A 23,745-nucleotide genomic window follows, 5' to 3' on the forward strand; every position below is an offset into this window, starting at 1 on the left:
GATATGTTACAATTATTCTATCATTCTTCATTAGAAGCGGGTACTGACGAGGCGGGGCGTGGTTGTTTGGCGGGTCCTGTAACGGCGGCAGCTGTGATATTACCCCCCGACTTCAAAAACGACCTCCTCACCGACTCTAAACAACTCACCGAAAAACAGCGCAACCTCCTGCGACCTATCATAGAGCGTGAGGCAGTAGCGTATGCTGTTTGTCACGTACTCCCTGCCGAAATAGACGAACTGAATATCCTCCGCGCTTCTATCACCGCTATGCACCGCGCTATTGCTCAGCTCAAAATAACCCCCGATTTTATAGCGGTAGACGGTAATAAGTTTGTGCCTTACCAGAAAATACCTTATGCTTGTGTAGTGAAAGGCGACGGCAAAATACAAACCATAGCGGCAGCTTCGATACTTGCGAAAACCTACCGCGATGCCTATATGGAAGATCTTGCCCAGCAGTTTCCTGAGTACCATTGGCAGCAAAACAAAGGCTATCCCACCCCCGAACACCGCAAAGCTATTGCCGAGCACGGCGCTACTGAGCACCACCGCAAAACGTTTCAGCTACTGCCCGTGGAACAGTTGAGTTTGTTTTAGGGAAGTAGAAAAAAGCCAGCTGGGGAGCTGGCTTTGTTGTTTGTGCGAACTATAAAAAACAGGATAGTGGAAAGTGAAGGTAAAATTCTACTGATTGAAAAAGATTTTTAAAGACCTATTTTGCTATTAAAAAATGTTTTGTACTTTTGCAGTGTCTAACAAGTGATTATTAGACCGCGATGCGGAGAAATCCAAGTCGCTACCAGAGTAAAGCCTTAGTTTCTAATTCATTAGATATTAAGGCTTTGCTTATTCTACAATTACTTTTAAATAGTTATTAAATAACTCTTCTTTTTTGAAAGAACCTTGTAAAAACAGTTCTTTTTCATTGTTAAACTTTGAAAGAGTTTCTCTAATATTACCCCTTTTAAAAATAAACTCATAATATACATTAGTTTTAAAATCAGATTTTTCTTCCATAAAAGATAGTTATGTAAGAAGGATTCGTCTAAAAGGGCGTTTTTGCATAGATGGCAGTACAATAGAATTTGTTTTTATGTGGGTTAGTGTGGCAACGATAGTCCCGCCTGCGCGTTGGCGGTATACGAATATTTTGCCGACTTTACCGCTGAGTCCTGTGATGGCGTAGTTTGCTTTGCTTTTTCCCATTTTGATTTAGTTTTTTTGGTTTGACGGTGCAAAGGTAGGGTGGGAAAAGTGGAGTTGCAAATGGTTGTAACGTTTTGGGGAGAGGGTGTTACGAAATGGGGAAATTAGCAAATGAGGAAATGAGGAAATGGAAAAGCCAGCTGGGGGGCTGGCTTTTGAGGGTGCGGGGAGGGGAAATGTTATTTATTGAGTTTAAAGAGTTTTGGGAAAGAGGTTTCTCCTTCTATCTTGTCTATAAGGTTTTTCATTTCTTGGGAAAAGATACCTATTGCCCAATGGTTACGGTCTACGATTCTGAAGATGAAATCTACATTGTCGGGTTGCCAAGTAGTTTTGGTATTGCTCTTTACACCGAAAGCTACTCCAATGATAATATTTTTGAGTTGCTTGTTGGGGTCTATTACTTGAGCTACACAAAGGGTTTCTCTTAAGGCGGTGATTTTAGAGGGGTCTGTTTTATATTTTAGGGTTTTATTTACATCGGGCTCAACACTTGCTTTAGAAAACATTCCTTTACTTTCGTTTAATACAACATCTATATTGGTGTTATCGGGGGGGAGGGCGATAACATCGGGATATTCACGGGGTTGTGCTTTTCCTAATTCGGGATTGGGGAGTATTGCCCCTCCTCCTTGAGAACCTGGGTAGGATACGGATACTATTTTAAAACCATTAGGGATAAGTACTTTGTGAACGATTGTATAGGTAACTTCGTCTTCATCTACTTCATTTTGTACCTCAGCAATAGGGGTAGGAGTGGTGAATTTTTTAAAGCCAAAGAATGAGGAGAAGTGTGGAAGGAAGTCTTTTTGGGTGGTATTTATAAGTTTTCGTTTGTCCCACTTTAGGAGGATACCGTTATGATTTAGGTAAAGTCCGTCAAGGAAATAGGCAATGGTTAGGACTACTTTGTTTTTAGGGAGTTCGTTTTTATACTTTCCCCATATGTATTGGATATCAATTTCTTGATTGATGGACTGTGCATTTTGTGCTATTGTATTGAGTTCGGTAATAAGCCAAGTGGGGATTCCTCCTTTATCCATTTCGAGGGCTTTGGTGAGTTTTTGCCTGAGTAGGGAGAGGGAAGACATTTCTTGTTTCATTAAATCGTTGCCACGAGGTCGTACAAGGGCGTAGGTGCCATATATTTGGTATTTTTGAGAGAATAGAGCGGCGATAAAGGTGAGGATTCCTCTGTCGGGATCCATTGCGTGGCTAAATCGATTAATCTTAGCAGAAATGCTATTTTGAGTTACGAAATAACGCAGTTTGTTAAGGTTGCTTTTTCGGCGGTTTTTCCACGTTTCAAGGAGTGCTTGGGCACCTGTGGCTTTATTTACTTCTGAGCGGTATTGCTGATATGAGGTTGTTCTGCTCAGCTCTGAAAGGCTTTTATCAAACCATTGTTCCGTATTGGTGATAAATGCTGCTACTACTTTTTGTAGGGTATCGGTAAGGATAGGGATGTTGGAGGGGCAAGAGGGATAATTAGGGTTTCGCTGTAGTGTATAAGGATTGTTAGGTTCAGTTTCCCAATTGGCGATGATATAACCATAATACTTGAGCTCTTCTATAAAGATTTTTGGAGTAGAAAAGGGGTTGTATTGAGCTCCTCCGAATTCTTTTTCGGAATATTTTTCACCTGCAATTTTCAGATAATAAGCTCCTGATAGGTAGGCAGCTATGGCACCATAGGTGCGCTGTAGTTCGTGGTCTTCAGTGGTTACAGCTTCGGTAAACTCGATGAGGATTAGTGGGTATTCTATCTCTTGGTTATCTTCGATGGTGATGCCTGTTATAAGGGCATCGGGGGTAGTGAGTGTAAGAATGGCAGAGAGTGCTCCTTGATTGAGTTCGGAAGCTGTTTTTGGGCGTTTGACAAGTATGATTTCTGTATTTTGATTTTTGGTAATTTGTTCAATAATCGGTTTTATATAGTTTTCTGCCTGTTCGAGGCACTCATAGTAGATGCGTATTTGTTTCATTTTTTTAATATAATTAGATGTTCTTTTTTGTCTTTTTGGGCGAAAGAGGGGTTAAAGATGCGTGAATGTTTGGCTAAATCGGAGGAAATGATATTGCTTATTTGAAAACCCAAATTGGGGGCAAAGTTAGAAATAACTTCGTCAATTTTGATGAGTTCTTTTTTGATAACACTATCACCAATAACAATGAAAGCAAGTGCATTGGGTTTTAGTAGTCGGTACATTTCTTTAAAGCATTTGACCAAATCATCTGTCCATTGGGAAGCTGGTTTTTTTAGGCTTGAGTATTCGCGACGAGAACCTATTTCGTTATATTGGGCAAACTTTACATCAAGGTCAAGCCAACGTTTTCTGAACTTGTGATACAGATAATAGTCGTAAGTATTGGCATAAGGAGGGGAGGTTATGATCATATCGATGCTATTTTCATCAATCATAGAGAGGTTACGGCTATCGGTATTATAGAGTTGAAGCGTGTTGTTGTCATCTACTTTGTTAGAATATTCGGTAATACGCACAAGGTATTCTTGAGCTTTGGACAGGAAAGCTTCAAAGGTAAAGTTATCAGGTATATTTTTATTTTTTGCAGCAAAACGTGTATCGCTTTCTTGGTTGGAGACTCTCACAATGATGGAGGAGAGGACAATCTTGAGGAAGTCACTTATATTTTGATTTTCTTCTTGGGCAATAAGGTTAAGGATATGGGTAAGTTCTTGGGCTACATTATGCTGAAACCAGTGGTCTAACCCTTCTATTTGTTTTACAACAATAGAAGAAGGTCGGGTTTGTTTCCAATTTTGGTTTTCTATAGAAAGGGTTTCTAAGAAGGATTTTATTTGTATCTGCTCTTGGCTTGTAAGTGGGGTAGCTTTGACTTTGGAAAGTAGAATGGAAAGGGCATTGACATCTACTCCTATAGCATTGTACCCCAAGAGTCGGGCTTCTACAAGGGTGGTTCCTGACCCGCAAAAGGGGTCGAGTATGGTGGCATTCTCGGGGGCAAAGTTTTTGATAATGGTATGGGGTAATTGGGGTGGGAACTTTGCTGGGTAAGGGTGCAGGGAATGGGTAAGATAGGTGGTGTCGGCGTTGGTAAAATTGAAATCTATATTAAAATTCATATTTATTTAGGCTTTCTGAATACTACAATAAAGGAACAGTTTTGATTGGTGTAAAGCACGCTTGGGTAGCCTAAGAGTACTAAGCGGCGTTGTCCTGTTTGGTCCCAAATAATAAGATCGTGGTATTTCCAGCCTACTTCTTCACCTGCGCGGGCCAAATCGGAATGGAAGGGGACGTAAGGGATTTTGTTTTTGGTGTCTCGATAGTCTTTTACTACCCAGCAGGAATAGCCTCCTTTTTTTGTAATGACAAGGTTATCTTTAAGAATGTGCTTTATCTGTTCTAAAAAATCGGGGTAGGGTAGGTTGCCAAAATCATTATCATTTTGGCTATATTGTTTTACGGTGCTATTGTTTTCGTATTTTAGTACGGAGGTTTTGTGAGTTGTTTCTCGGTCTTTGAGTGATTTTTGGATAAAATCGGCATAAGGAGGTGAGGTTACAGTGAGTTGTATTTTATCGGGGTGTACGTGTTGTAATAGGTTGCGACAATCGTCATTAACTATTTTATAATGCATAGTGTTGGCGAAAATTCCTTGTACATCGTCAAGCCAATTTTGGGCTATTTGAGCGAATTTGGAGTTGAGCTCGGTGCCTATGCAATGGCGATTGAGGCTTTGTGCAGCAATCATAGTGGAGCCTATGCCCAAGAAGGGATCGAATATGGTATCTTCTTCTTTGGAATACATTTTTATAAGGCGTTCGCATAACTTTACAGGGTATACGGCACCGTGTTCTAATTGGTATTGGTTTCTGGGTGAAGAGAGATCGTTCCAAACGGGGTTTAGGATATCGTCTTCAGTGATTACATTTTTAGAGAGTAGAGCCCACTCGGAGGGTGTAAGCCCGTTGAAGCCTAATTTAGTTTTCTTTTCTTCTTTTGCTAATTCTCTTTCTACAGTTTGAGTACTCATTAATAATATATTTTTTGGGGACAAAGGTAGGGATAATTTGCAAATTAGCCAATTAGCTAATTTGTTAATTTTCTAATTGGCTCATTGTTTTGATGATTTGGTAGAAATTAGGGAATAGGAGTTAAATTAGCAAATTGGTGAATACAAAAAAACTTTGCCAAAGGTACGAGTTGTATGGCTAGGACTTTTGGCAAAGTGTGTGATTTGTTGATTTTTATATTTGCTTATTAATTGATGATATCAAAGCCGGTGTATTTTCTGAGGATTTTGGGGACTACAATACCTTCGGGGGTTTGGTAGTTCTCTAAAATGCCTGCTAATACGCGCGGAAGGGCTAATGAACTGCCATTGAGGGTATGCGCTAAGCGGTTCTTACCGTCGGAGTCCTTGAAACGCAATTTGAGTCGGTTAGCTTGGAAGGTTTCGAAATTTGATACTGAACTTATCTCTAACCATTTTTCTTGAGCGGTGGAATATACCTCGAAATCGTAGGTTATGGCTGAAGTAAAGCCTAAATCACCTCCACACAAACGCAAAATATGGTAAGGGAGTTTCAGTTCGTTGAGGATGCCTTTCACGTGTTCTATCATTCCTTCTAATGCCTTGTAAGAATTATCGGGGTGCTCGATGCGCACAATCTCTACTTTGTCGAACTGGTGCAAGCGGTTAAGTCCGCGTACGTGAGCGCCATAGCTACCGGCTTCGCGGCGGAAGCAAGGGGTATAGGCAGTGCAGCAAATAGGCAAATCGCTTTCGTTTAACAATGTATCGCGGAAGATATTCGTAACAGGCACCTCAGCAGTAGGGATGAGATAGAGATTATCGACCCCTATGTGGTACATCTGTCCTTCTTTATCAGGTAACTGACCGGTACCATAGCCTGAGGCTTCATTTACCACGTGAGGCACTTGGAATTCGTTGTAACCTGCCTCGGTATTCTTGTCGAGGAAGTAGGTGATGAGGGCGCGCTGTAGTTTAGCGCCTTTGCCTTTGTATACGGGGAATCCTGCGCCAGTGAGTTTTACTCCTAACTCGAAATCGATGAGGTCGTATTTTTTGGCGAGTTCCCAGTGTGGCAAAGCATCTTTACCCAAGTTAGGGATTTCACCTGCTTCGAATACTACTACGTTATCGGCTTCGGAAGTACCTTCGGGCACTAACTCATTAGGGATATTAGGCACGCGATAGAGCAAATCATTGAGCTGCTCTACAGTAGTGTTGAGGGTGTCGGTAAGGGTTTTGATATCCTCTTTAAGGGTGGCTGTTTGCTCTTTCAGCGCATTGGCTTTATCGGTTTCTCCTGCTTTAAAAAGGGAGCCGATTTCCTTAGAGAGGTTGTTAGATTTCGCCAGTGCTTCATCTAATGAAAGCTGAGTAGCACGACGTTTTTCGTCTAAGGCGATGATGTTGTCTATGAGATGCAATTCTTTGAAATTGCGTTTTTTAAGTCCGCTAAGTACGCGGTCTTTTTCTTCTCTAATAGTGTTTAGTTGTAACATATCTTTGGAAAATTAGCAAATTAGAAAATTAGCAAATTGGTTAATTGGCAAATTCGTCGGTGACGTTATTCCAGCTATCATAGCTGTAGGGGGTGTTGTTGTAGAAGGCTTCAAAAGGTGCAAAGGCTTCGTCGGCGGTTTCTACAAAGGTACGATAATGTGTGAAGGCTTCGGGTGAGTGGTACACGCGTGCTTCTACTTGATAACGGCTTTTTTCGTCGAGTTCTTCATTTTCTAAAATCGTCTGCACGTAGTTGCCGGTATCGCCGTCTTCTGAGAAAACGACAAAATGATGTCCGCTATAAGGCAATTCATCAATAAGGGTTTTAATCTCAGGAAGGGTTAAAACAACGGGAGCGTGATACTCATCGGTGACAATTCTTTTCATTTTATTTAGCAGGGGATGTGTATTTCAACTTTGCCAAAGTTTCGAGCCACACTGGCGAGAAACTTTGGTAAAGTGTGTGATACCCTAATTACAAAGCAGTTGCAAAGGCAAATAGACCAAAGACAATACCTGGTAAGTTAGCTAATAATATAGGATAGTCTCTTTTGGGTTTTTTGAAAAATCCATATATCACCCATAACGAGCAGTTAATTGCTGCCACCAAAGGCTGTATAGGGTTTCCCTTGTGTCCTGCAAGGTTATCACTGATTTGTGGTATGTATGACACATACATACTAATAGAGGCAGCCATTGCTACCCAACCTAAAATGTTAAAGAGTTTTCCGTTCTCCATAATATATAATTGTTTTTAAGTTTCTTTATTTTAGCCTTTGGTAAAGTGTAATGTTGATTAGCAAATTACTCTGTGGGGGATAGGAATGCGGTTTTATCAGCAATTTTTTTAGCGAAAGAGGCGATGGAATTATCGGCGAGTTCGCGCATAAAATTGTCTCTGAAAGGCTGTACGGAATTGTGCAGCGGACAAGGTTTTTCGGACGAGCATTCTTTGAATCCCATTGCACAAGAGGTAAATTTCTCGGCTTCGCCAATATGCTTTACGACGTTCATCAAAGGGGCTTCTTTTTCTTCATCGGTGAGCCAAAAGCCTCCTCCTGGTCCTTTATTGGAGCTAATAACCTTTTTTCGGGCTAATATTTGTAATATTTTTGCCAAAAAGGAGGTAGGAATATGTAACGCTTCGGCGATGTCCTTGGGGGCTAACCTCTTGGTAGGTGAAGCGTGTAGTGCTAAGTAGATTACTGCATTGATGGCGTACTTACTGGAATTGGATAACATAATTAATTGCTTTCGTTTATTATGAGTTTTTATCTATTTGACGAGTGATGACTAACTTTTGTATTTCGGTAGTACCTTCACCTATGGTACATAATTTAGAGTCGCGGAAGAATTTTTCTACCGGAAAATCTTTGGTATAGCCATAGCCTCCGTGAATTTGAATGGCTTCGGTAGCTACACGCACACACACTTCGGAACTGTACATTTTAGCCATTGCTCCTGATAGGGTTACACGCTGACCGTTGTTCTTTTGGAAAGCGGATTTATGCAAGAGCAGTTCGGAGGCTTCGATTTCGGTAGCCATATCGGCGAGTTTGAAGCCAACGGCTTGTAAATCAATCAGGCGTTTGCCGAATTGCATACGTTCTTTGGCGTATTTGAGAGAGGCTTCGTAAGCGCCTTTGGCGATACCCAAAGAAAGTGCGCCTATAGAGATGCGTCCGCCGTCCAATATTTTCATCGCTTGGATAAAACCGTCGCCTATTTCGCCGAGTCGGTTGGCATCGGGGATGCGGCAGTCTTGAAAAATCATTTCGGCGGTTTCGCTAGCGCGCATACCGAGTTTGTTTTCTTTTTTACCTGCACTGAAGCCTTTAGTACCGCGTTCTACCGCAAAGGCAGTGATACCGTGCTTGTCTCCTTTTTCGCCCGTACGAGCAATGACTACGGCGATGTTGCCACTTTTGCCGTGGGTGATAAAGTTCTTGGTGCCGTTGAGCACCCACTCATCGCCGTCTTTCACAGCGGTAGTAGCCATTCCGCCGGAGTCGGAGCCGGTGTTGTGTTCGGTGATGCCCCACGCTCCTATCCATTCGCCAGAAGCTAATTTGGGCAACCAGCGTTGTTTTTGTTCCTCGTTGCCAAAACTGAGGATGTGATTGGTACAAAGGGAGTTGTGAGCAGCTATAGAGAGCCCTATGGAGGGGTCGACTTTTGATATTTCTTCAACAATAGCAATATAATCGTGGTAGTCGAGGGCAGAACCTCCATAAATTTCGGGGACTAATATGCCCATAAAACCGAGTTCTCCTGCTTTGCGGAATACTTCTACTGGAAATTCCTGACTTTCATCCCATTGCATCACGTGCGGGCGGATATATTTTTCGGCGAAGTCCTTAGCGGCTTCGGCTACCATCTGTTGTGTTTCAGAAATGTTAAAATTCATTCGTTATATGCTTATATCTTTTTAGAAAATGAAAGGGGTTAGCTACAAAAGCGATTTTTGATTTTTTTAGTTTATACTAATGTGAGTTCGGCGTAAGTAATTATTTAACAATCAGTAAAATATTTTTAATCTCCCCGAATTACACGAATTTTCACGAAATAGGGAGTGTATAAAAGTCTTTATTTTTTATTATCTCACGAATTTTCACCTGACGGTGAATTATTTTGTGAATATATTATGTTACAAAACTGTAAATCAATATTCTGTTATATTGAACTCACGTTACACTAATAAATCTCCCGCGGATTACGCGGATAAAACGGATTACAAGACTTTTAGAATTTTTGCGCTACGCTTACGATTTTGCGGAGTTCACCGCAAATGCAATTGTAAATCAGCTTAGTATCATTATTAAATGCCAACTACAAAATTTAATTTCTGTTATAAAATTAGCAATGCTAATAGGCTTTTGCAAGGCTTGATCTTGCATTTATTTCTAATATTTCTAATACCAAGGGGCAAAGGTACAAAATAATTACGAATTACGAATGATTAATGAGAAAAAAGAATGACGAGAGACGAGGAACGAATGACGAATGACGAATGACGAATGACGAGGGAGTGGTTGCAAAATATATAAATATATAGGGGCGTTTGCAAAACGCCCCTATATAACATAGTTCAAAGATAATTGATTATTAGAACAATTGGTTATCAGAATAATTGATTTTGGTAAAGTGTGTGATTTACAATATTACAATTATTCTGAAATTCTCATTTCGACAACATCGGGTTCTACGGAGTCGCCTGTACCACTTATGTAACGTCCTTCTCTTGAAGTAGCATCACGATGGTTTTTAGATTGGTCTTTCACATAGTAGTTGCCATTTTTTTGATACACATCAGTACCGTTGAGTTTCCAATAACCAAAGAGACCTTCGCTGTTAGGGTCTACCGCTAATTTGTTGTTTTTAAGCTCGTTGGCAGTACGTGCTACACTCCATACACGGCATTCACTCATTTTACCTATCCATATACGTGTAGGGTCATAGTCGTAGGCATATCCTATAAAGAAATCTCCGTTGAGATTGAAGCTATTTACTGAAGCTGTTTTTTCGGCTACGCGTTCACCATCTACGTAGATTTCAGTGCGTTTGGTAGCGCCATCAAACACAAGGGCAACGTGATACCAACGTTTAGTTTGGAATTTCATAGAAGGATTGAATTGCACATTACCAGCTACTTGTATTTGATCTTTAGGCACGGTAGTATCGCCAAAACGAAGGATAAGATTTCCTTCAGCACCCATTACAGTACTAAGCAGACTATAATCGTCAATATAAATCATAGCTTCATAGGTAAGTGCTTTGAATTTTGCATCTTTCCCCATTGGAATAGAAAGATATTTACCATTAAATTGGAATACTTTATGAATTACAGTAGGTTTAGCCACCTCTACAAATAAGGTTTTAGCTTCGATAGTAGGAACACTTGCATCGGCTATAGTTACAGGAATTACATAGGTATTCCCCTCTTGGATAGTTGAAAGGTTTTTAAGAGCTAACTGACAAGGTTCGGCATAGACACTTCCTTTTTTAATTACAGTACTATTCTTCTGTAAACTGAAGTTATTCGCGGGCATCATTTGGTATTTAGTGCCGTTTTTAGCATTATAATCGGCTACCATTTGAGCATCACCTATTTGATAGGTTACATTCACATCGCTATCGCTGATGTTAGAGATACGAGCAGAAACATTAAAAACGTGTTCATTTATATTGTCTTCTACTTTAAAACGCTGCTGAGAAGTCTCAAAATAAACCTTGTTTTCCAACAATTCGTTTTCTTTATCTTTACAAGCATATAGTGTAAAGAGTAGGACGATTCCTATACAATATTTTAGGTATTTCATAAGGCTATAATTTTAGGGTTGTGGATGTTTTTTTATATACTCGGCATAGGATTTATGCATTAGATAAATCGCTTTGCGTGTCCATTTATAATCAGGCTGGTTATCATAGTCGTTATCAATACGATAAGCACCTACGCCACCTTTAGGACCGTCAGCTGAATTATATTTAGCTTGTTTAAGCAAAACACCTCCTGATTGGGAAGAAGACTCAAAATTATCAGTGTAGATATGTTTACGAGTATGATAATATTCTCCAAAGTTTCGTGACACGCGAGATTCTCTATAATCAAGATCAGAGTCTCCATAAGCTTGGGAGATAAAATAATCAAAATAAGGTCCTGATTCTTTTTTTACTTGCCAAAGTTCACCATCTACTAATAGGTAACGGCGTTTACCCGTATCGATTGTAGCTTTGGGTCCTAAGTATTTTCCAAGTTCTTGAACTAAGATATGGAGGTATTGCCCACGATAGCCTTTGAGACTTCCATCACCATCACCAGCTACATTAGGCTCCCAGTCAATATCAAGACCGTCATAATCGTATTTTACAATGGTATCACAGAGCGCTTTGGCATATTTTTTAATGGCAGCAGTATGATCTGGAGATCCTTTTACGCCACTAGTGTATCCCCAATAGGCTTCTTGAGCTTTTTTTATTTTAGCTTTAACTGTTCCTTCATCATCATTAGGATTTTCAGCAACCACTTTATCGGCGATTGAAGAAGGAGTAATACCTGTACCGATATTGTGCAAGATAAAGCACACAAATACTTTAGTACCTTTTACCTTTTGCACATAGGCTTTATCAGCTTTTTTAGCTTCGCTGATACCAAAGGGTCCACTCCACATTGATACCATATCGATACTATCGGGCAAGGCAGACAAATAGCCCTTGCGCACACTACCTTCGGGCGACCAGTTACTAAACCAGCCAAAGGACACGGGGCGACCGTAGTTTTCGGCAGTTTTTTTCCAAGCGCGCAAGGAAGCATAATGCGCGTCGCGCTCATCGGGGCTGAGGGTATTGGCACCCCCGTTGTGGTCTATTTCTTTAGGCTCAATTTCCGTCCACTTGCTGCAAGAAGTGAGGGATAGCCCTATTGCAAGTATTGCTATAGTAATAGCTTTAGATATATACTTCATAACTTTCACAGTATTTTAAACGTTAGTTCTTTTTGTCCCACCAAACTTTGGTAGCACCGGTATTGGCGCCGCCGAGTAATATAAGAGCTTTATCAATATTGGCTCTATCTTGGGCAGAGAGTTTAGAGATAGGATAAGGCAAACGTCTCACTCCTTGAGTAGAACTAATCACCCCTCCACTTTTGTTTTGTTCGACAGGGTGCAATTTAGGGTAACCTGTACGACGCCATTCAGTCCACGCTTCTTGACCATTAGGGTAAAGAGCAATCCATTTTTGAGTGATAATTTTCTCTAATTTTTGTTCATTCGTACCAGTGAATTGAGTCGTTAGATGAGTAGGTGCAGGAGCATCTCCCCAATAAAAAGTATCAAAGACTGCTGGAGTTTTATTAGAAGAAAGATAATCTGCTACTTTGGTTACTTCTATACCATTTTCGGTAAAGGAAGTTTCCACTCCTTTTCTGTACAAATTTTCGGCAGTATCACCCATATTCCATCCCATTAGAGCGCCTTCAGCTCTTAGGAAATACACTTCGGAAGCACGCATCCAATAAGTAGGGGTTGTTTTTTCGATATTGGGTAATGAAAAAGCAGAAAAATATTCGTCTTTACTACCATATCCTGTAGGGATGGCTTGATATTTAGCTCCTGCAAAAGGTACATTTTGTGCATAGTCGCTATTGCTAGGTTTAAAGTACTTCATTAAGCGAGGATCTTCATAACCTACTAAATAAGAATACATAGAGGAGCCCATACGGCATTCTCCATATTGGTTAGCAAAGGTCTCGATATTGTTTACAAAACTAAGTCCTGCACCTTGCTCCATTTTAGCTTCATCTGCTTGGGAAGTCATTATGCCAGAGGCTTGGTTAATAGCTTGTTCGGCATATTGTTTAGCTTTAGCAGGATCGGCATAGCGGATACGCATAGCAAGGCGCAACATCAGTGAGTTGGCATATTTCACCCATTTACGTGTATCTCCAGCATACACGGCATCATAGTTAGCTAAGAGTTTACCACCTTGGTCAGCTTTAGTTTGCAGCACTGCAATGGCAGCGGTAAGATCATCAAAGAAGGCTTGATATACTTCTTCTTGGCTATCATAAGGTACTATAAAGTATCCTTTACCTGCATTTTTATAAGGGATAGGTCCAAACATATCGGTAGCTTTGTGCCAAGCTGAAATTTTGAGTATTTGAGCTAAAGCAAAAGCTTCGGGAAAGTTTGATTTTTCGGCGTCTGCCTTTATACTACTCCAAAGAGGAATCACTTTAGTATACGAATTGTCGTAAGAACTTTCATACCAGCCTTCCAAGAGAAAATAGGTAGTATTGTTGTTACCACCATTCCAATCTTGGTTTTGAGCGAAATAACCGCTCCAAGTATCGGCAGCTAAGTGGTAAGCAGTTTGGTATTGGTTTATAACATTTGTACCATCAGCCTGTGTACCTACAGGTACTACTTGGGCTTGCATAGCGGTAATTTTACCACCAATAGTAGCACCATCCATCTTTCCCATTTCGGGGGTTACCCCAAAGGCATCGGTATTGATTTCTTCAAATTTATTACAAGAAATCGCCGCAAGAGCTATAGAGGTGTATATAAATAATCTCTTTTTCATAACATTACAATTTTACTTTTACATTAAATCCTATACTACGCAAACTAGGTTGCATAAAATAGTCGTTACCTTGACCATAAGTAGCGGTAGAAGGGGTAAGTTCAGGATCGAAAGGAGCTTTGTTGTAGATCATCCACACGTTGTTGCCGATAACTGATACGGTGAGCTCATCGATTTTCTTTTTAAACCATTTGGTAGGGAAGGTATAGCTTACCGATAACTCTTGCAAGCGTACATTGGTAGCATCGTAAGTGTAGTATCCTGCTAATTTATTTTCACCTGTACCTACTAATTCATAGTATTTTTTAGCGTCGTACTTACCTTGACCAGGGAGAGCTACCCCACCATTGTCGCGGGCAAGAGCAGAGACTTTAGAGACTCCAAAACGGTCTAAAATCGCTTGGGTAGAAGAGGTTACGATACCTCCAAAACGACCGCTGATAAGGAAACTCAAACCAAAACCTTTATAACCAAAAGAGTTGTTCCAACCCAAAAGGAAATCAGGAGTAGTTTTGCCTAAATACACCGGTTTAGTATCTTCAAGAGTTATATCACCACTTTCAGGAATATTGATATACCCCTGATTATCTTTTTTCAAGAATTTAGAAGCATATACATCACTGATACTACCTCCTTTTTTAAGGATAGTTCTACCATTATCCTTACTCACTTCATCGATATTGAAAGGTTGTGGACTAAAAGGGTGATGATAATCTTTTACCATCTTCTTAATCACGTTTTTATTGCGTGAATAGGACACTGAACTAGCAATATCTACACCACCTATTTGGTTGCGATAGCCTACACTTAATTCTATACCACTATTTTGTACATCACCTGCTTGCAAATAGATGTATTTATACCCTGTACCACTAGGCAAATTAGCAATAAAAGTTTGGTTATAAGTATTAGAGCGATACCAAGTAGACTCGATATTGAAGTGCTTGAAGAGGCGCAAGCTAAGTCCTAATTCGTAGGATTTCGTACGTTCAGCTTTGAAATCGGCATAAGGGTATACTTCTTCAGGTTTGATTACCCCACCGACGATTTTTTGGGTAATAGTACCAGGAGTACGACCTGACCACGCGATAGGGGAGGCCACTTCGGTATATGAACTTCTGACTTTGAAATAATTCAAGAAAGCAGGCATCTCTCCCATTTCGGAAATCACAGCCGACATACCAATAGAAGGATAGAAGAAAGATTCTTCAGCTGAATTTACTAAGCGAGAATCCCACTCATTACGCCCTGAGAGAGTGAGATATACACAGCGTTTGAAACCTATTTCAGCATTTCCAAACACAGCTACATTACGATGGCGAGCATCACCATATTTTTCAGATACTTTACCATCAGAAGGAATAATATTTTGAATAGCAAATAGATTGGACAGCTTTAAGTTGCCACCATAACCGCGTTCTATAGCATCAAAATCGGAATAAGCACTACCTAAGTTGAGCATTAGGCTCCAATCGTCAAAAAACTGTTTGTTGATGGTTCCAATCACATCGGTATAGAATTGGTAGTCGTTGTAATTGGCATATTCATAAGCACCGTTAGGTTTGGCAAATATTTCATTTGATGAAGCGTAGAGTTTGCGTTCAAAATTGACATAACTTTTGTCTAAACGCGCACGAGTCGCTACATTTGCCCAAGAGGTGATTTTGTAGGTAAGTCCTGCATTAAACATAAATCGGTCTTTGTTGTTAGACGCTAAGTTGCGATAAGCTGTCCAATAAGGGTTTTGAGGTGCAAACACACTTTCGCTGAGAGGCCAATACTGGGTAGGGAAATTGCGATCTTGATTATAGCGTTCAAAGGTTTTTATTTTTTCAAAATCCTCACCACGAGGGTAGAGATAAGCGGCTACAATAGGGTTCCAATACTCACCTTGAGAGACCATATTCATATCTTTCTGTTTGACATACGAAGCACCCAAATCTAATTGTACTTTATCTTTAAATAGCGAAGTAGTGTTGCGCACTGTGAAGTTATAACGGTGGTAACTATTGTTAGGCACTACCCCATTGTTGTTAGTACTCGCAGCTGAGAAGAAGGTTTGATTGGTTTTATTACCAGCTGTAAGGGTGAGTGAGTTGATAAAGTTAGTACCTGTTTCAAAGAAGTCTTTTGCGGGGTCGTAGCTGCTAGGGGTTGCCAATTTGCTACCCCAACTGCTATATTGCCCACTGCGGTTGCCATAAGTGTTTTGGAATTCAGGTAATATAAAAGGTTTGCTAAACTCGGTAGTAGAAGAGAGTGAAATTTGCATTTTGCCTTCTTTACCTTTTTTGGTATTGATAAGAATCACCCCATTGGCGGCATTACTACCATAGAGGGCAGCCGCCGAAGGGCCACTAAGCACCGAGATGCTCTCAATATCCTCAGGGTTAAAGTCGGCGATACCTTCACTACCTACACGACCTTCACCTTTGATACCACTATTGTCGCCACCTGCTTGGGTATTGAAAAGCGGAATCCCGTCTACCACATAAAGCACGTTGTTACTACCTTCAATAGATTTCTCACCGCGCATTATCACACGAGTAGCACCTCCTGGCCCTGAAGCACTTTTGTTGATAGTAACCCCTGCAACTTTACCATTGAGGCTGTTTACAAAGTTAGGAGCTTTCACTTTGGTGAGTTCTTCGGACTTCACCTGTTGCACATTGTAGCTCAACGCTTTTTCTTCGCGTTTGATACCTAAAGCAGTTACCACCACCTCGGAGAGTTGCTGGGTTTCCTCTTTGAGGACAACATTCATATTCAGTGTTTTGCCAGCTCCTGTTACTTTCTTGTCTTGAGCGACATATCCCACTGAACTAAATTCAATTGTTTCACCTTCTTTGGCTTGGAGGGTAAATTTCCCATCAAAGTCGGTAGAAACACCACGTGTAGTGCCTTTAACCACTACACTCACCCCGATGAGCGGGGTTTTGCTTTCATCGGTAACGACACCCGTTACCGTTTTATCTTGTGCATAGAGTCCTCCAAAAAGTAAGAAAAAGACACTAAACACAAAGAATAGCTTAGGGTAATTCATAAAATAAATGTTAAAAATTGACGGTGCAAAAGTATAAATTTACCTAAAACGAAACAAGGAAAAAGCAAATGATTTTTAAAGATAACGAAAAAAAGTTATATTTGTTAATTTATATAGAAAAAAGAAGATGAAAAAAGCATTTACATAATATAAATCATTAGCAAATAAAAGGAAGTTGGAATGTTTTTCTTTTTAACACAGAAATGACAATAAAAAGGGCGGTTTTAACAGAAAAACCATATAAATGACGAGAGACGAATGACGAATTACGAGAGACGAATGACGAATTACGAATTACGAATGACAAGTAGCCCCCGAACCCCCGAAGGGGGACTATCTGGAGAATAAGTAGTTTTAGAGATTGGAGTTGGGGGAATTTGATAATTAGCCCCCGAACCCCGAAGGGGGACTATCTGGAGAATAAGTAGTTTTAGAGATTGGAGTTGGGGGAATTTGATGATTTGACAATTTAACAATTTGACGATTTGGGTATTAGGGGATTATTGCTATTTTTGCGGCGAAAACTCTGAACCCTGAACCCCTAACACCTGACAACTATGACCTTTCAATTTAAACAATTTAGTGTAAAGCAGGCGCAAAGTGCAATGAAAATAGGCACTGATAGCGTACTTCTCGGCGCGTGGACGCCTATAGAGCAGCCTCAAAGTATTTTAGATATTGGAGCTGGCACAGGCTTACTCGCCTTAATGCTCGCACAGCGCTCTGAGGCAATGACTATTGATGCTGTGGAAATTGATGAAAGTGCTTATATAGAATGTACTGAAAATTTTGAAGCAAGTCCGTGGGGCGACCGACTTTTTTGTTATCACGCATCGTTTGAAGAGTTTTTTACTGAAATGGACGAGCCTTACGACTTGATTATCTCTAACCCTCCCTTCTACCCTACCGATTATAAAACTCCTGAAAAAGCGCGCAATACGGCTCGTTTTAGCGATGCGCTACCTCCTAAACAACTCTTAGAGGGAGTCAATCGTTTGTTAGCTGTTGAAGGGAAGTTTAGCGTTATTCTTCCATATACCGAAAGTGAAAGATTTATCACTTTGGCAGCTACTTTCGGACTTTTCCCCCAACAAATCACTCATACACGTGGCAAAGCACAAAGCGAACTCAAACGCAGTATGATGCTCTTTGCTCGCACTCCTCAACCCTCCTACCCCACTGATATTCTTACTATCGAAAAAGAACGAGGGGTATATACCGAAGAGTATAAAGCACTTACAAAAGAGTTCTATTTGGGATTTTAGGAGATAGGGGATAGAAGGTTTCTATGCTCTTCACAGGCTTTACTCACATACCTCATACCTCTTATCTCTTACTTGATTGCGTAACCTTTTTCTTCAAAGGCTTGTACTAACTGCTGGATGTGGTCGGTACCATTAGTTTCAACGGTGATAAGTACTTCTTTATCGCGGAAACGAGAAAGGTTTTTAAACTGATTGTGAGCGAGTTTGACGATATTAGCGCCTACATCGGCAATGATGTGGGTAATTTTAGCGAGTTCACCAGGGCGGTCGGGGATGCTTACTGAGAAGTTAAAAATACGATCGCGGCTCACCAATCCTTTGTTTATCATTGAGGAAATCATCAGCACATCGATATTGCCACCACTCACTACAGGCACAACATTTTTATTGCGGTCGGTGAGTTTTTTAAGGGCAGCCAAAGGTAATACCCCTGAGTTTTCAGCTATAATTTTATGTTTTTCAGCCAGTAACAAGAAGGCTTCAGTAAGTTCATAATCATCGACAGTTACTACCTCATCTACATATTTTTTGATATACTCGAAATTGAGTTCACCTATGCGTTTTACGGCAGTACCATCGGCGATGGTATTGGCTTCGGGCAGGGTAACGAGTTTATTTTTCTTAAGCGCTTCGGTAGCCGAAGCAGCGCCTGAGGGTTCTACTCCTACGATTTTTATTTCGGGTTTTATTTGTTTAGCAGCGCAGGCAATCCCCGAGATGAGTCCGCCACCACCTATAGGTACGACTATCACATCGGTTTGAGGTAACTGTTCGAGGATTTCGAGGGCAATAGTACCTTGACCTTCAAGCACATCGGGGTCGTTGAAAGGATGCACAAATACATAGCCTTCTTTTTCTTCTAACTCTTTGGCTTTTTGGTAAGCATCATCGTACACATCGCTGTAGAGCACCACTTCAGCACCGTATTTTTTAGTAGACTGCACTTTGATGAGCGGGGTAGTTTTAGGCATTACAATCACCGCTTTGATACCCAACTCGCGGGCTGCATAAGCAACCCCTTGGGCGTGATTACCCGCCGAAGAAGCTATAACCCCACGTTGTTTTTCAGCTTCGGTGAGTTTGAGCATTTTGTTATAAGCGCCACGAATTTTGAAAGCTCCTGTTTTTTGGAGATTTTCGGGTTTGATGTAGATATTGTTGCCTGATTCTTCACTGAAGATAGGACTGTAGATGAGGGGAGTGGGAAGGAGCACATTTTTGAGGTGCTCACGTGCTGTGGTAAAGTTCATAATTTTCAATTAACAATTGATAGTTAACAATTAACAATTAGTAAAATATTTTTAATCTCCCACAAAGCCAGCGAGGGCTCACAGCTGGGTATGTGAAACACGAATTTTCACCTGACGGTGAATTATTTTGTGAATATATTATGATATAAAGCTGTAAATCAATATTCTGTTATATTGAACTGATGTTAATTATTATGGTTTTGCTTGAATTTTAGCGGCGAAATCTTTCCAAAAGGGTGCTGCTTTATACTTCTCTACTGAGGCTTGGGGTACATATACCTTTTGCAAATTAGTATCTTTGAAAGGGTAATTGGTTAAAGTAGGGGGATTTACAGCATTAATAGTAATTGTTTTGAGACGTTTGCAATGCCAAAAAGAATCGTATCCTATGACTTTGATTGTAGCGGGAAGGACGATATTCTCTACCTCAGTACAGCCCGAAATACCGACAGTTTCTATTTCGGTAATGCCTGTATTTTCTAAGTTAATTTCTTTTAGATAATTCCACCCAATAGCGCCAAATCCTAATATTTCTACTTTATTGAAGTGTAATTCTTCGAGATTATAAGACATTGACAATACGCTATAGGGCAGTCTTTTTACATTAGGAAGAGAGAGTTTTCTAATTTTTGTTTTGAAGAAAGCTTTATCGCCAAAAACTACTGTAGCGTTGGTATTGAAAGTAACAGTACCACTGAGGCTAGCTTCTTCAAAAGCACTTTCTTCTATTTCTTTGAGGTTGTTAGGGAAAGTAATCGATTGGAGATTTTGATGTTCTTTAAAAGCCTCTTTAGCAATAGTATTGACGCGTTTCAACTCACTATCGGCTTGCATATCCAACTCGGTAGTATTAGGGTTTTTCCATTTGATGAGGGTACGACCATCGGCTGAGATGTCGTAATCGGAGGTAGAGCGATGAGGGGCAGGGGTATTGCTGTTATCGCTCTTAGAACAACTTACCAAAGCGACAAAGATAAGAGTAAAAAGGGTAAGGTTTTTCATTTTTTAAAAATCAAATAAATCTAAACTATCCGGATTTCTACGATTGTCCCAAAAAGAAAGAATACGGATAATATTTTCCTCTACTCTATAGAAAATAGAGTAATTGTAAAATACTAAAACAGAGCGAACATCTTCATAATCTTCTTCTATAGGCCAAATATATGGATCTTTAATAAGAGATTTAGCTACTTTTTGCGCTTCAGCATTTAGTTTAACAGAATAAGCATTACTTTTATTTCTCTTTTTCCAATAGACAAGGATTTCTTTTAGTTCCTCCTTTGCTTTAGGAGTCCAAACTACGACCATAATATCGCTTCCATTTCACGTTCTACTTCGTCTTGAGGAATATGTAGCCCTGCTTTATCTTCCTCTAATCCTTTTTGTATGCTATATCTTTTGGCCTCTTTTTGTTGTTCAAAAAGAAGTGTATCTTCAGTTAGGACATCATTTATAAGTTCTGCTTCCATAGTTTCTATAATTTTGTTGCAAATGTATGGAATAAAAATCAATCAGCAATGTTAGTGTAAGAAAAATGAATGCTTTAGCTATAGTTTATGAATTTTATCAGCTAATGCTTTCCATTGGGAATCTCTTTTGTATATATCAATCAAATCATCGGGAGTAGCGGGCACGTAAACTGTGGGATAAGAGATGCCTTGAAAAGGGTTACCTTCAAAATAGGGGGGATAAAGCGCGAGTACGGTGAGATTTTCTAAGGACTCACAGTTGGCAAAAGCTTTGTCACCTATAGGTTTGAGGTTCATTGTTACCGAGAGAATCACTTTTTTGAGGCGTTTACAACCGGCAAAAGTCTCTGCTCCTATGGCAATAGCTTCAGCTTGAGAGAGGTCGATTTGTTCAATGGCTGTACAGCCTTTAAAAGCCCCTCTGCCGATTTTACCTGTTTTTGCAAAAGTAATGTTTTTCAAGGCAGTACAATTTGCAAAAATTTCAGCCGACAACTCTTTGGTTTTAGGAAGTGTTATTGAGGTGATACGGGTATTGCTAAAAACTCTTTCGCCAAACACTACATCGGAATAAGAATTGAAGACTACTGAAGTGCGGAGATCGGTTCCAGCAAAGGCTTCGGTATTGATTTCTTTGAGGTTATCGGGGAAGATGACGGATTGGAGTCGGCTGCAATCTTTAAAGGCTTTTTCGCCAATAGTATTCACTTCACGCAAACGGCTATCAGCTTGCATATTGATACCAGAGGTAAGAGGATTGAGCCATTTGACTAAGGTTAAGCCATCGGCACTGAGCTGGTAGTCGGTTTCGGGTACATTTGCGCTGTCGTCATTGCTTTTGGAACAAGCTGCTAAAGTGATAGTTATGAAAACCAAAAAGAATATTTTTCTCATTGCATAATCATTTTATGATATTAAAAACACCACAAAGGTAGTAAATAAAGAGCAATTAACAACAAAATATTATTTAGAATATATTCTATTGGCATATTTACTCCAACCTGGAGCATTTTTGTAAGCATCTCTGCTAAATACATAAATTCTAGGAATATTCTTCACTCCATAGAATACATCTTCACCCAAAGTTGGAGGAGTTTTAGCATTAATAGTAATTGACTCTAAAGCATTGCAATTAGCAAAGGCTACATCTCCTATCTCAGTAACCAATAGAGGCAAAGTTACAACTCTTAACTTTTCACAATTTGCAAAAGCTCCTTGCTCTACCTTTGTAAGATATGAATCGTGAAAAAACAAGTATTCAAGAGATCTACAGTTACTAAAAGCATAACTACCTATTACTCTTATCATTCTTTGATGTTTAACTTCTTTTAAAGACTGACAAGATTCAAACATCCTATCACTTATTCCATTGGCATTAGGAAGTTCTATTGTTGTAATATTAGTACGAGCAAAAACTTGTGATCCAAAATTAACTTCAGTTTCTGAATTGACATTGAACTTCACCCCTCCACTGAGGTTAGTTGCATAAAAAGCCTCTGTTCCTATTCGGTATAAGTCCTTAGGAAAGGTAATAGAAGTAAGAGCTTCTTTCATTCTGAAAGCGTTATCCCCTATAAAATTTACTTTCTGCAAGTTACCATCGGCTTGCATATCAAGAGTGGTAGTATTGCTATTTGTCCACTTCACAAGAGTACGACCATCATTACTTAGCTCGTAGTTATCCGAAGAGATATTGTCGTCACTTTTGCTACAGCTGGCAAATGTTAAGGCTACCGTAGCTAATAATAAAATGTTCTTCATTATGACTTATTTTTTTAGATGTTAAGATGAAACAAAAGTATATATAAATTAGCAATAAAAAAATTTTTTAACATTATTTTAACACTTTAATTACTAATTTCTTTTTGATAATTCCTTTATATAAGATTGTAATTAAATAGTGAGGCTAATTGCCATTAGCCCCTACAATATACTGAAAAAGCGAATGATTATCAGGTAATCAACTTTGCCAAAGGTGCGAGCCGCTTTCTTACTTTATTGATGTACTTGCACTTGAGGGAATGGAATTTCTATACCGGCGGCATCGAAGCGGTTTTTGATAGCTTCTATAGTGCGGAAATAGCACTCCCAATAGTCGGGAGTGAGACACCAATAGCGCAACGACATATTTACGGAACTATCGGCTAAGGCATCTACATAAACCACAGGAGCGGGCTCAGGAAGGGCTTTGACTTCCTCTTTGGCAATTTGCAAGAGCACTTCACGGGCTTTTTGGATATCGGAACTATACCCTATACCTACAAGCACGTACACTCGGCGTTTTTCTTCCCTGCTGTAGTTGATAATACTATTGCTAAACAGCTGGGTGTTAGGGATTATCGCTTGTTCGTTATCGGCTTTGTTGAGGGTTGTAGCAAAGAGACCGATGTTTTTCACGGTTCCTTTTTCGCCATTACCTTCGATTACATCGCCTACGCGGAAAGGTTTGAAAATGAGTATCATTATCCCGCTAGCGAAGTTAGACAACGACCCTTGTAACGCCAAGCCTACTGCTACAAAACCACTGGTGATGATTGCGATAAACTGGGTTGCGGGCAAGCCTATCACCTGTACAATGGTGAGGAAGAGCGCAATATAGAGTATCCAGCGGACTACTTGTAACAAAAAACCTTGCAAAGCGAGGTCTACTCCACGGCGTTCCATCAATCCTTTGAGGAGTTTTACAATAAAACGGATGATGTAACGCCCTATAAAATAGAGGGCAATAGCCCCGAGCATAGTAGGGGCGAAATTGATGAGTCCTTTAATCCAATCTTTAATCAGACTCTCAAAATCAATAGCTGAGAATTCGGGCATATTTTTTAATTAATAATTAACACGTTACACAATTAACAATTAACAATTAACAATTAACAATTAACAATTAACAATTAACAATTAATAAT

22 protein-coding genes are annotated in these 23,745 nt (G+C 39.9%); 2 read left to right on the plus strand and 20 right to left on the minus strand.

All coding sequences use genetic code 11. The features are described from left to right. Positions 1 to 3 precede the first annotated feature (3 nt). On the plus strand, positions 4 to 600 hold the full coding sequence (locus tag CBG49_RS01195; RefSeq protein WP_088593027.1) for a ribonuclease HII: 597 nt from the start codon (positions 4 to 6) through the stop codon (positions 598 to 600). Between the two features lie 249 nt (positions 601 to 849). Here CBG49_RS01195 and CBG49_RS15700 read toward each other — a convergent pair whose 3' ends face one another. From CBG49_RS15700 to CBG49_RS01260, 13 genes are all read right to left on the minus strand, one after another. Further along, positions 850 to 1,020 carry a hypothetical protein gene (locus tag CBG49_RS15700; protein ID WP_009412753.1) on the minus strand — a complete coding sequence of 57 codons (171 nt, stop codon included), beginning with the start codon at positions 1,018 to 1,020 and terminating at the stop codon, positions 850 to 852. Positions 1,021 to 1,388: 368 nt separating this feature from the next. Further along, positions 1,389 to 3,194 carry a hypothetical protein gene (locus tag CBG49_RS01205; RefSeq protein ID WP_088593029.1) on the minus strand — a complete coding sequence of 602 codons (1,806 nt, stop codon included), beginning with the start codon at positions 3,192 to 3,194 and terminating at the stop codon, positions 1,389 to 1,391. Then, complete coding sequence (locus CBG49_RS01210; protein WP_088593030.1) at positions 3,191 to 4,315, minus strand: DNA methyltransferase; 1,125 nt, start codon at positions 4,313 to 4,315, stop codon at positions 3,191 to 3,193. Before CBG49_RS01210 ends, CBG49_RS01205 begins: the two co-directional genes overlap by 4 nt. Before the next feature lie 2 nt (positions 4,316 to 4,317). Then, positions 4,318 to 5,229, minus strand: a complete 912-nt coding sequence (locus CBG49_RS01215) for a site-specific DNA-methyltransferase (RefSeq protein WP_088593031.1) — start codon at positions 5,227 to 5,229, stop codon at positions 4,318 to 4,320. A gap of 227 nt (positions 5,230 to 5,456) precedes the next feature. After that, complete coding sequence (gene serS, locus CBG49_RS01220; protein WP_088593032.1) at positions 5,457 to 6,728, minus strand: serine--tRNA ligase; 1,272 nt, start codon at positions 6,726 to 6,728, stop codon at positions 5,457 to 5,459. Between the two features lie 40 nt (positions 6,729 to 6,768). Continuing rightward, a complete protein-coding gene (locus CBG49_RS01225; RefSeq protein ID WP_088593033.1) occupies positions 6,769 to 7,116 on the minus strand; it encodes a hypothetical protein in 348 nt (115 codons plus the stop codon). Between the two features lie 88 nt (positions 7,117 to 7,204). Beyond that, a complete protein-coding gene (locus CBG49_RS01230; RefSeq protein WP_009412761.1) occupies positions 7,205 to 7,468 on the minus strand; it encodes a SemiSWEET family transporter in 264 nt (87 codons plus the stop codon). 65 nt (positions 7,469 to 7,533) lie between these two features. Continuing rightward, entirely contained in the window at positions 7,534 to 7,971 is a 438-nt protein-coding gene (locus tag CBG49_RS01235; protein WP_009412762.1) for an RrF2 family transcriptional regulator, read from the minus strand. A 19-nt stretch (positions 7,972 to 7,990) separates the two neighbouring features. After that, a complete protein-coding gene (locus CBG49_RS01240) occupies positions 7,991 to 9,136 on the minus strand; it encodes an acyl-CoA dehydrogenase family protein (protein ID WP_088593034.1) in 1,146 nt (381 codons plus the stop codon). 760 nt (positions 9,137 to 9,896) lie between these two features. Then, a complete protein-coding gene (locus tag CBG49_RS01245) occupies positions 9,897 to 11,048 on the minus strand; it encodes a DUF1735 and LamG domain-containing protein (RefSeq protein ID WP_088593035.1) in 1,152 nt (383 codons plus the stop codon). 12 nt (positions 11,049 to 11,060) lie between these two features. Further along, positions 11,061 to 12,191 carry a glycoside hydrolase family 18 gene (locus CBG49_RS01250; RefSeq protein WP_088593036.1) on the minus strand — a complete coding sequence of 377 codons (1,131 nt, stop codon included), beginning with the start codon at positions 12,189 to 12,191 and terminating at the stop codon, positions 11,061 to 11,063. Between the two features lie 22 nt (positions 12,192 to 12,213). Next, the gene (locus CBG49_RS01255; RefSeq protein ID WP_088593037.1) at positions 12,214 to 13,812 is read right to left on the minus strand and encodes a RagB/SusD family nutrient uptake outer membrane protein; all 1,599 of its coding nucleotides are present in this window, start codon (positions 13,810 to 13,812) and stop codon (positions 12,214 to 12,216) included. A 4-nt stretch (positions 13,813 to 13,816) separates the two neighbouring features. Further along, a complete protein-coding gene (locus CBG49_RS01260) occupies positions 13,817 to 16,855 on the minus strand; it encodes a SusC/RagA family TonB-linked outer membrane protein (RefSeq protein WP_088593038.1) in 3,039 nt (1,012 codons plus the stop codon). Positions 16,856 to 17,412: 557 nt separating this feature from the next. Here CBG49_RS01260 and CBG49_RS01265 point away from each other — a divergent pair. Beyond that, positions 17,413 to 18,120, plus strand: coding sequence for a tRNA1(Val) (adenine(37)-N6)-methyltransferase (locus CBG49_RS01265; RefSeq protein WP_088593039.1), 708 nt, complete (start codon positions 17,413 to 17,415; stop codon positions 18,118 to 18,120). Between the two features lie 68 nt (positions 18,121 to 18,188). Here CBG49_RS01265 and ilvA read toward each other — a convergent pair whose 3' ends face one another. From ilvA to CBG49_RS01300, 7 genes are all read right to left on the minus strand, one after another. Continuing rightward, the gene (gene ilvA, locus CBG49_RS01270) at positions 18,189 to 19,370 is read right to left on the minus strand and encodes a threonine ammonia-lyase (protein WP_088593040.1); all 1,182 of its coding nucleotides are present in this window, start codon (positions 19,368 to 19,370) and stop codon (positions 18,189 to 18,191) included. A 192-nt stretch (positions 19,371 to 19,562) separates the two neighbouring features. Next, on the minus strand, positions 19,563 to 20,372 hold the full coding sequence (locus CBG49_RS01275) for a leucine-rich repeat domain-containing protein (RefSeq protein WP_088593041.1): 810 nt from the start codon (positions 20,370 to 20,372) through the stop codon (positions 19,563 to 19,565). Between the two features lie 3 nt (positions 20,373 to 20,375). After that, positions 20,376 to 20,678 (minus strand): type II toxin-antitoxin system RelE/ParE family toxin, encoded by a 303-nt coding sequence (locus tag CBG49_RS01280; RefSeq protein WP_088593042.1) that lies wholly within the window; start codon positions 20,676 to 20,678, stop codon positions 20,376 to 20,378. Next, positions 20,669 to 20,839 carry a hypothetical protein gene (locus CBG49_RS01285; RefSeq protein ID WP_009412773.1) on the minus strand — a complete coding sequence of 57 codons (171 nt, stop codon included), beginning with the start codon at positions 20,837 to 20,839 and terminating at the stop codon, positions 20,669 to 20,671. Before CBG49_RS01285 ends, CBG49_RS01280 begins: the two co-directional genes overlap by 10 nt. A 78-nt stretch (positions 20,840 to 20,917) precedes the next feature. Beyond that, entirely contained in the window at positions 20,918 to 21,733 is an 816-nt protein-coding gene (locus tag CBG49_RS01290; protein ID WP_088593043.1) for a leucine-rich repeat domain-containing protein, read from the minus strand. A 69-nt stretch (positions 21,734 to 21,802) separates the two neighbouring features. Further along, positions 21,803 to 22,600 carry a leucine-rich repeat domain-containing protein gene (locus CBG49_RS01295; protein ID WP_088593044.1) on the minus strand — a complete coding sequence of 266 codons (798 nt, stop codon included), beginning with the start codon at positions 22,598 to 22,600 and terminating at the stop codon, positions 21,803 to 21,805. Positions 22,601 to 22,834: 234 nt separating this feature from the next. Then, complete coding sequence (locus CBG49_RS01300) at positions 22,835 to 23,656, minus strand: mechanosensitive ion channel family protein (protein WP_088593045.1); 822 nt, start codon at positions 23,654 to 23,656, stop codon at positions 22,835 to 22,837. Positions 23,657 to 23,745 lie beyond the last annotated feature (89 nt).

Source organism: Capnocytophaga endodontalis (genome assembly GCF_002209445.1).
Lineage (GTDB): Bacteria > Bacteroidota > Bacteroidia > Flavobacteriales > Flavobacteriaceae > Capnocytophaga > Capnocytophaga periodontitidis.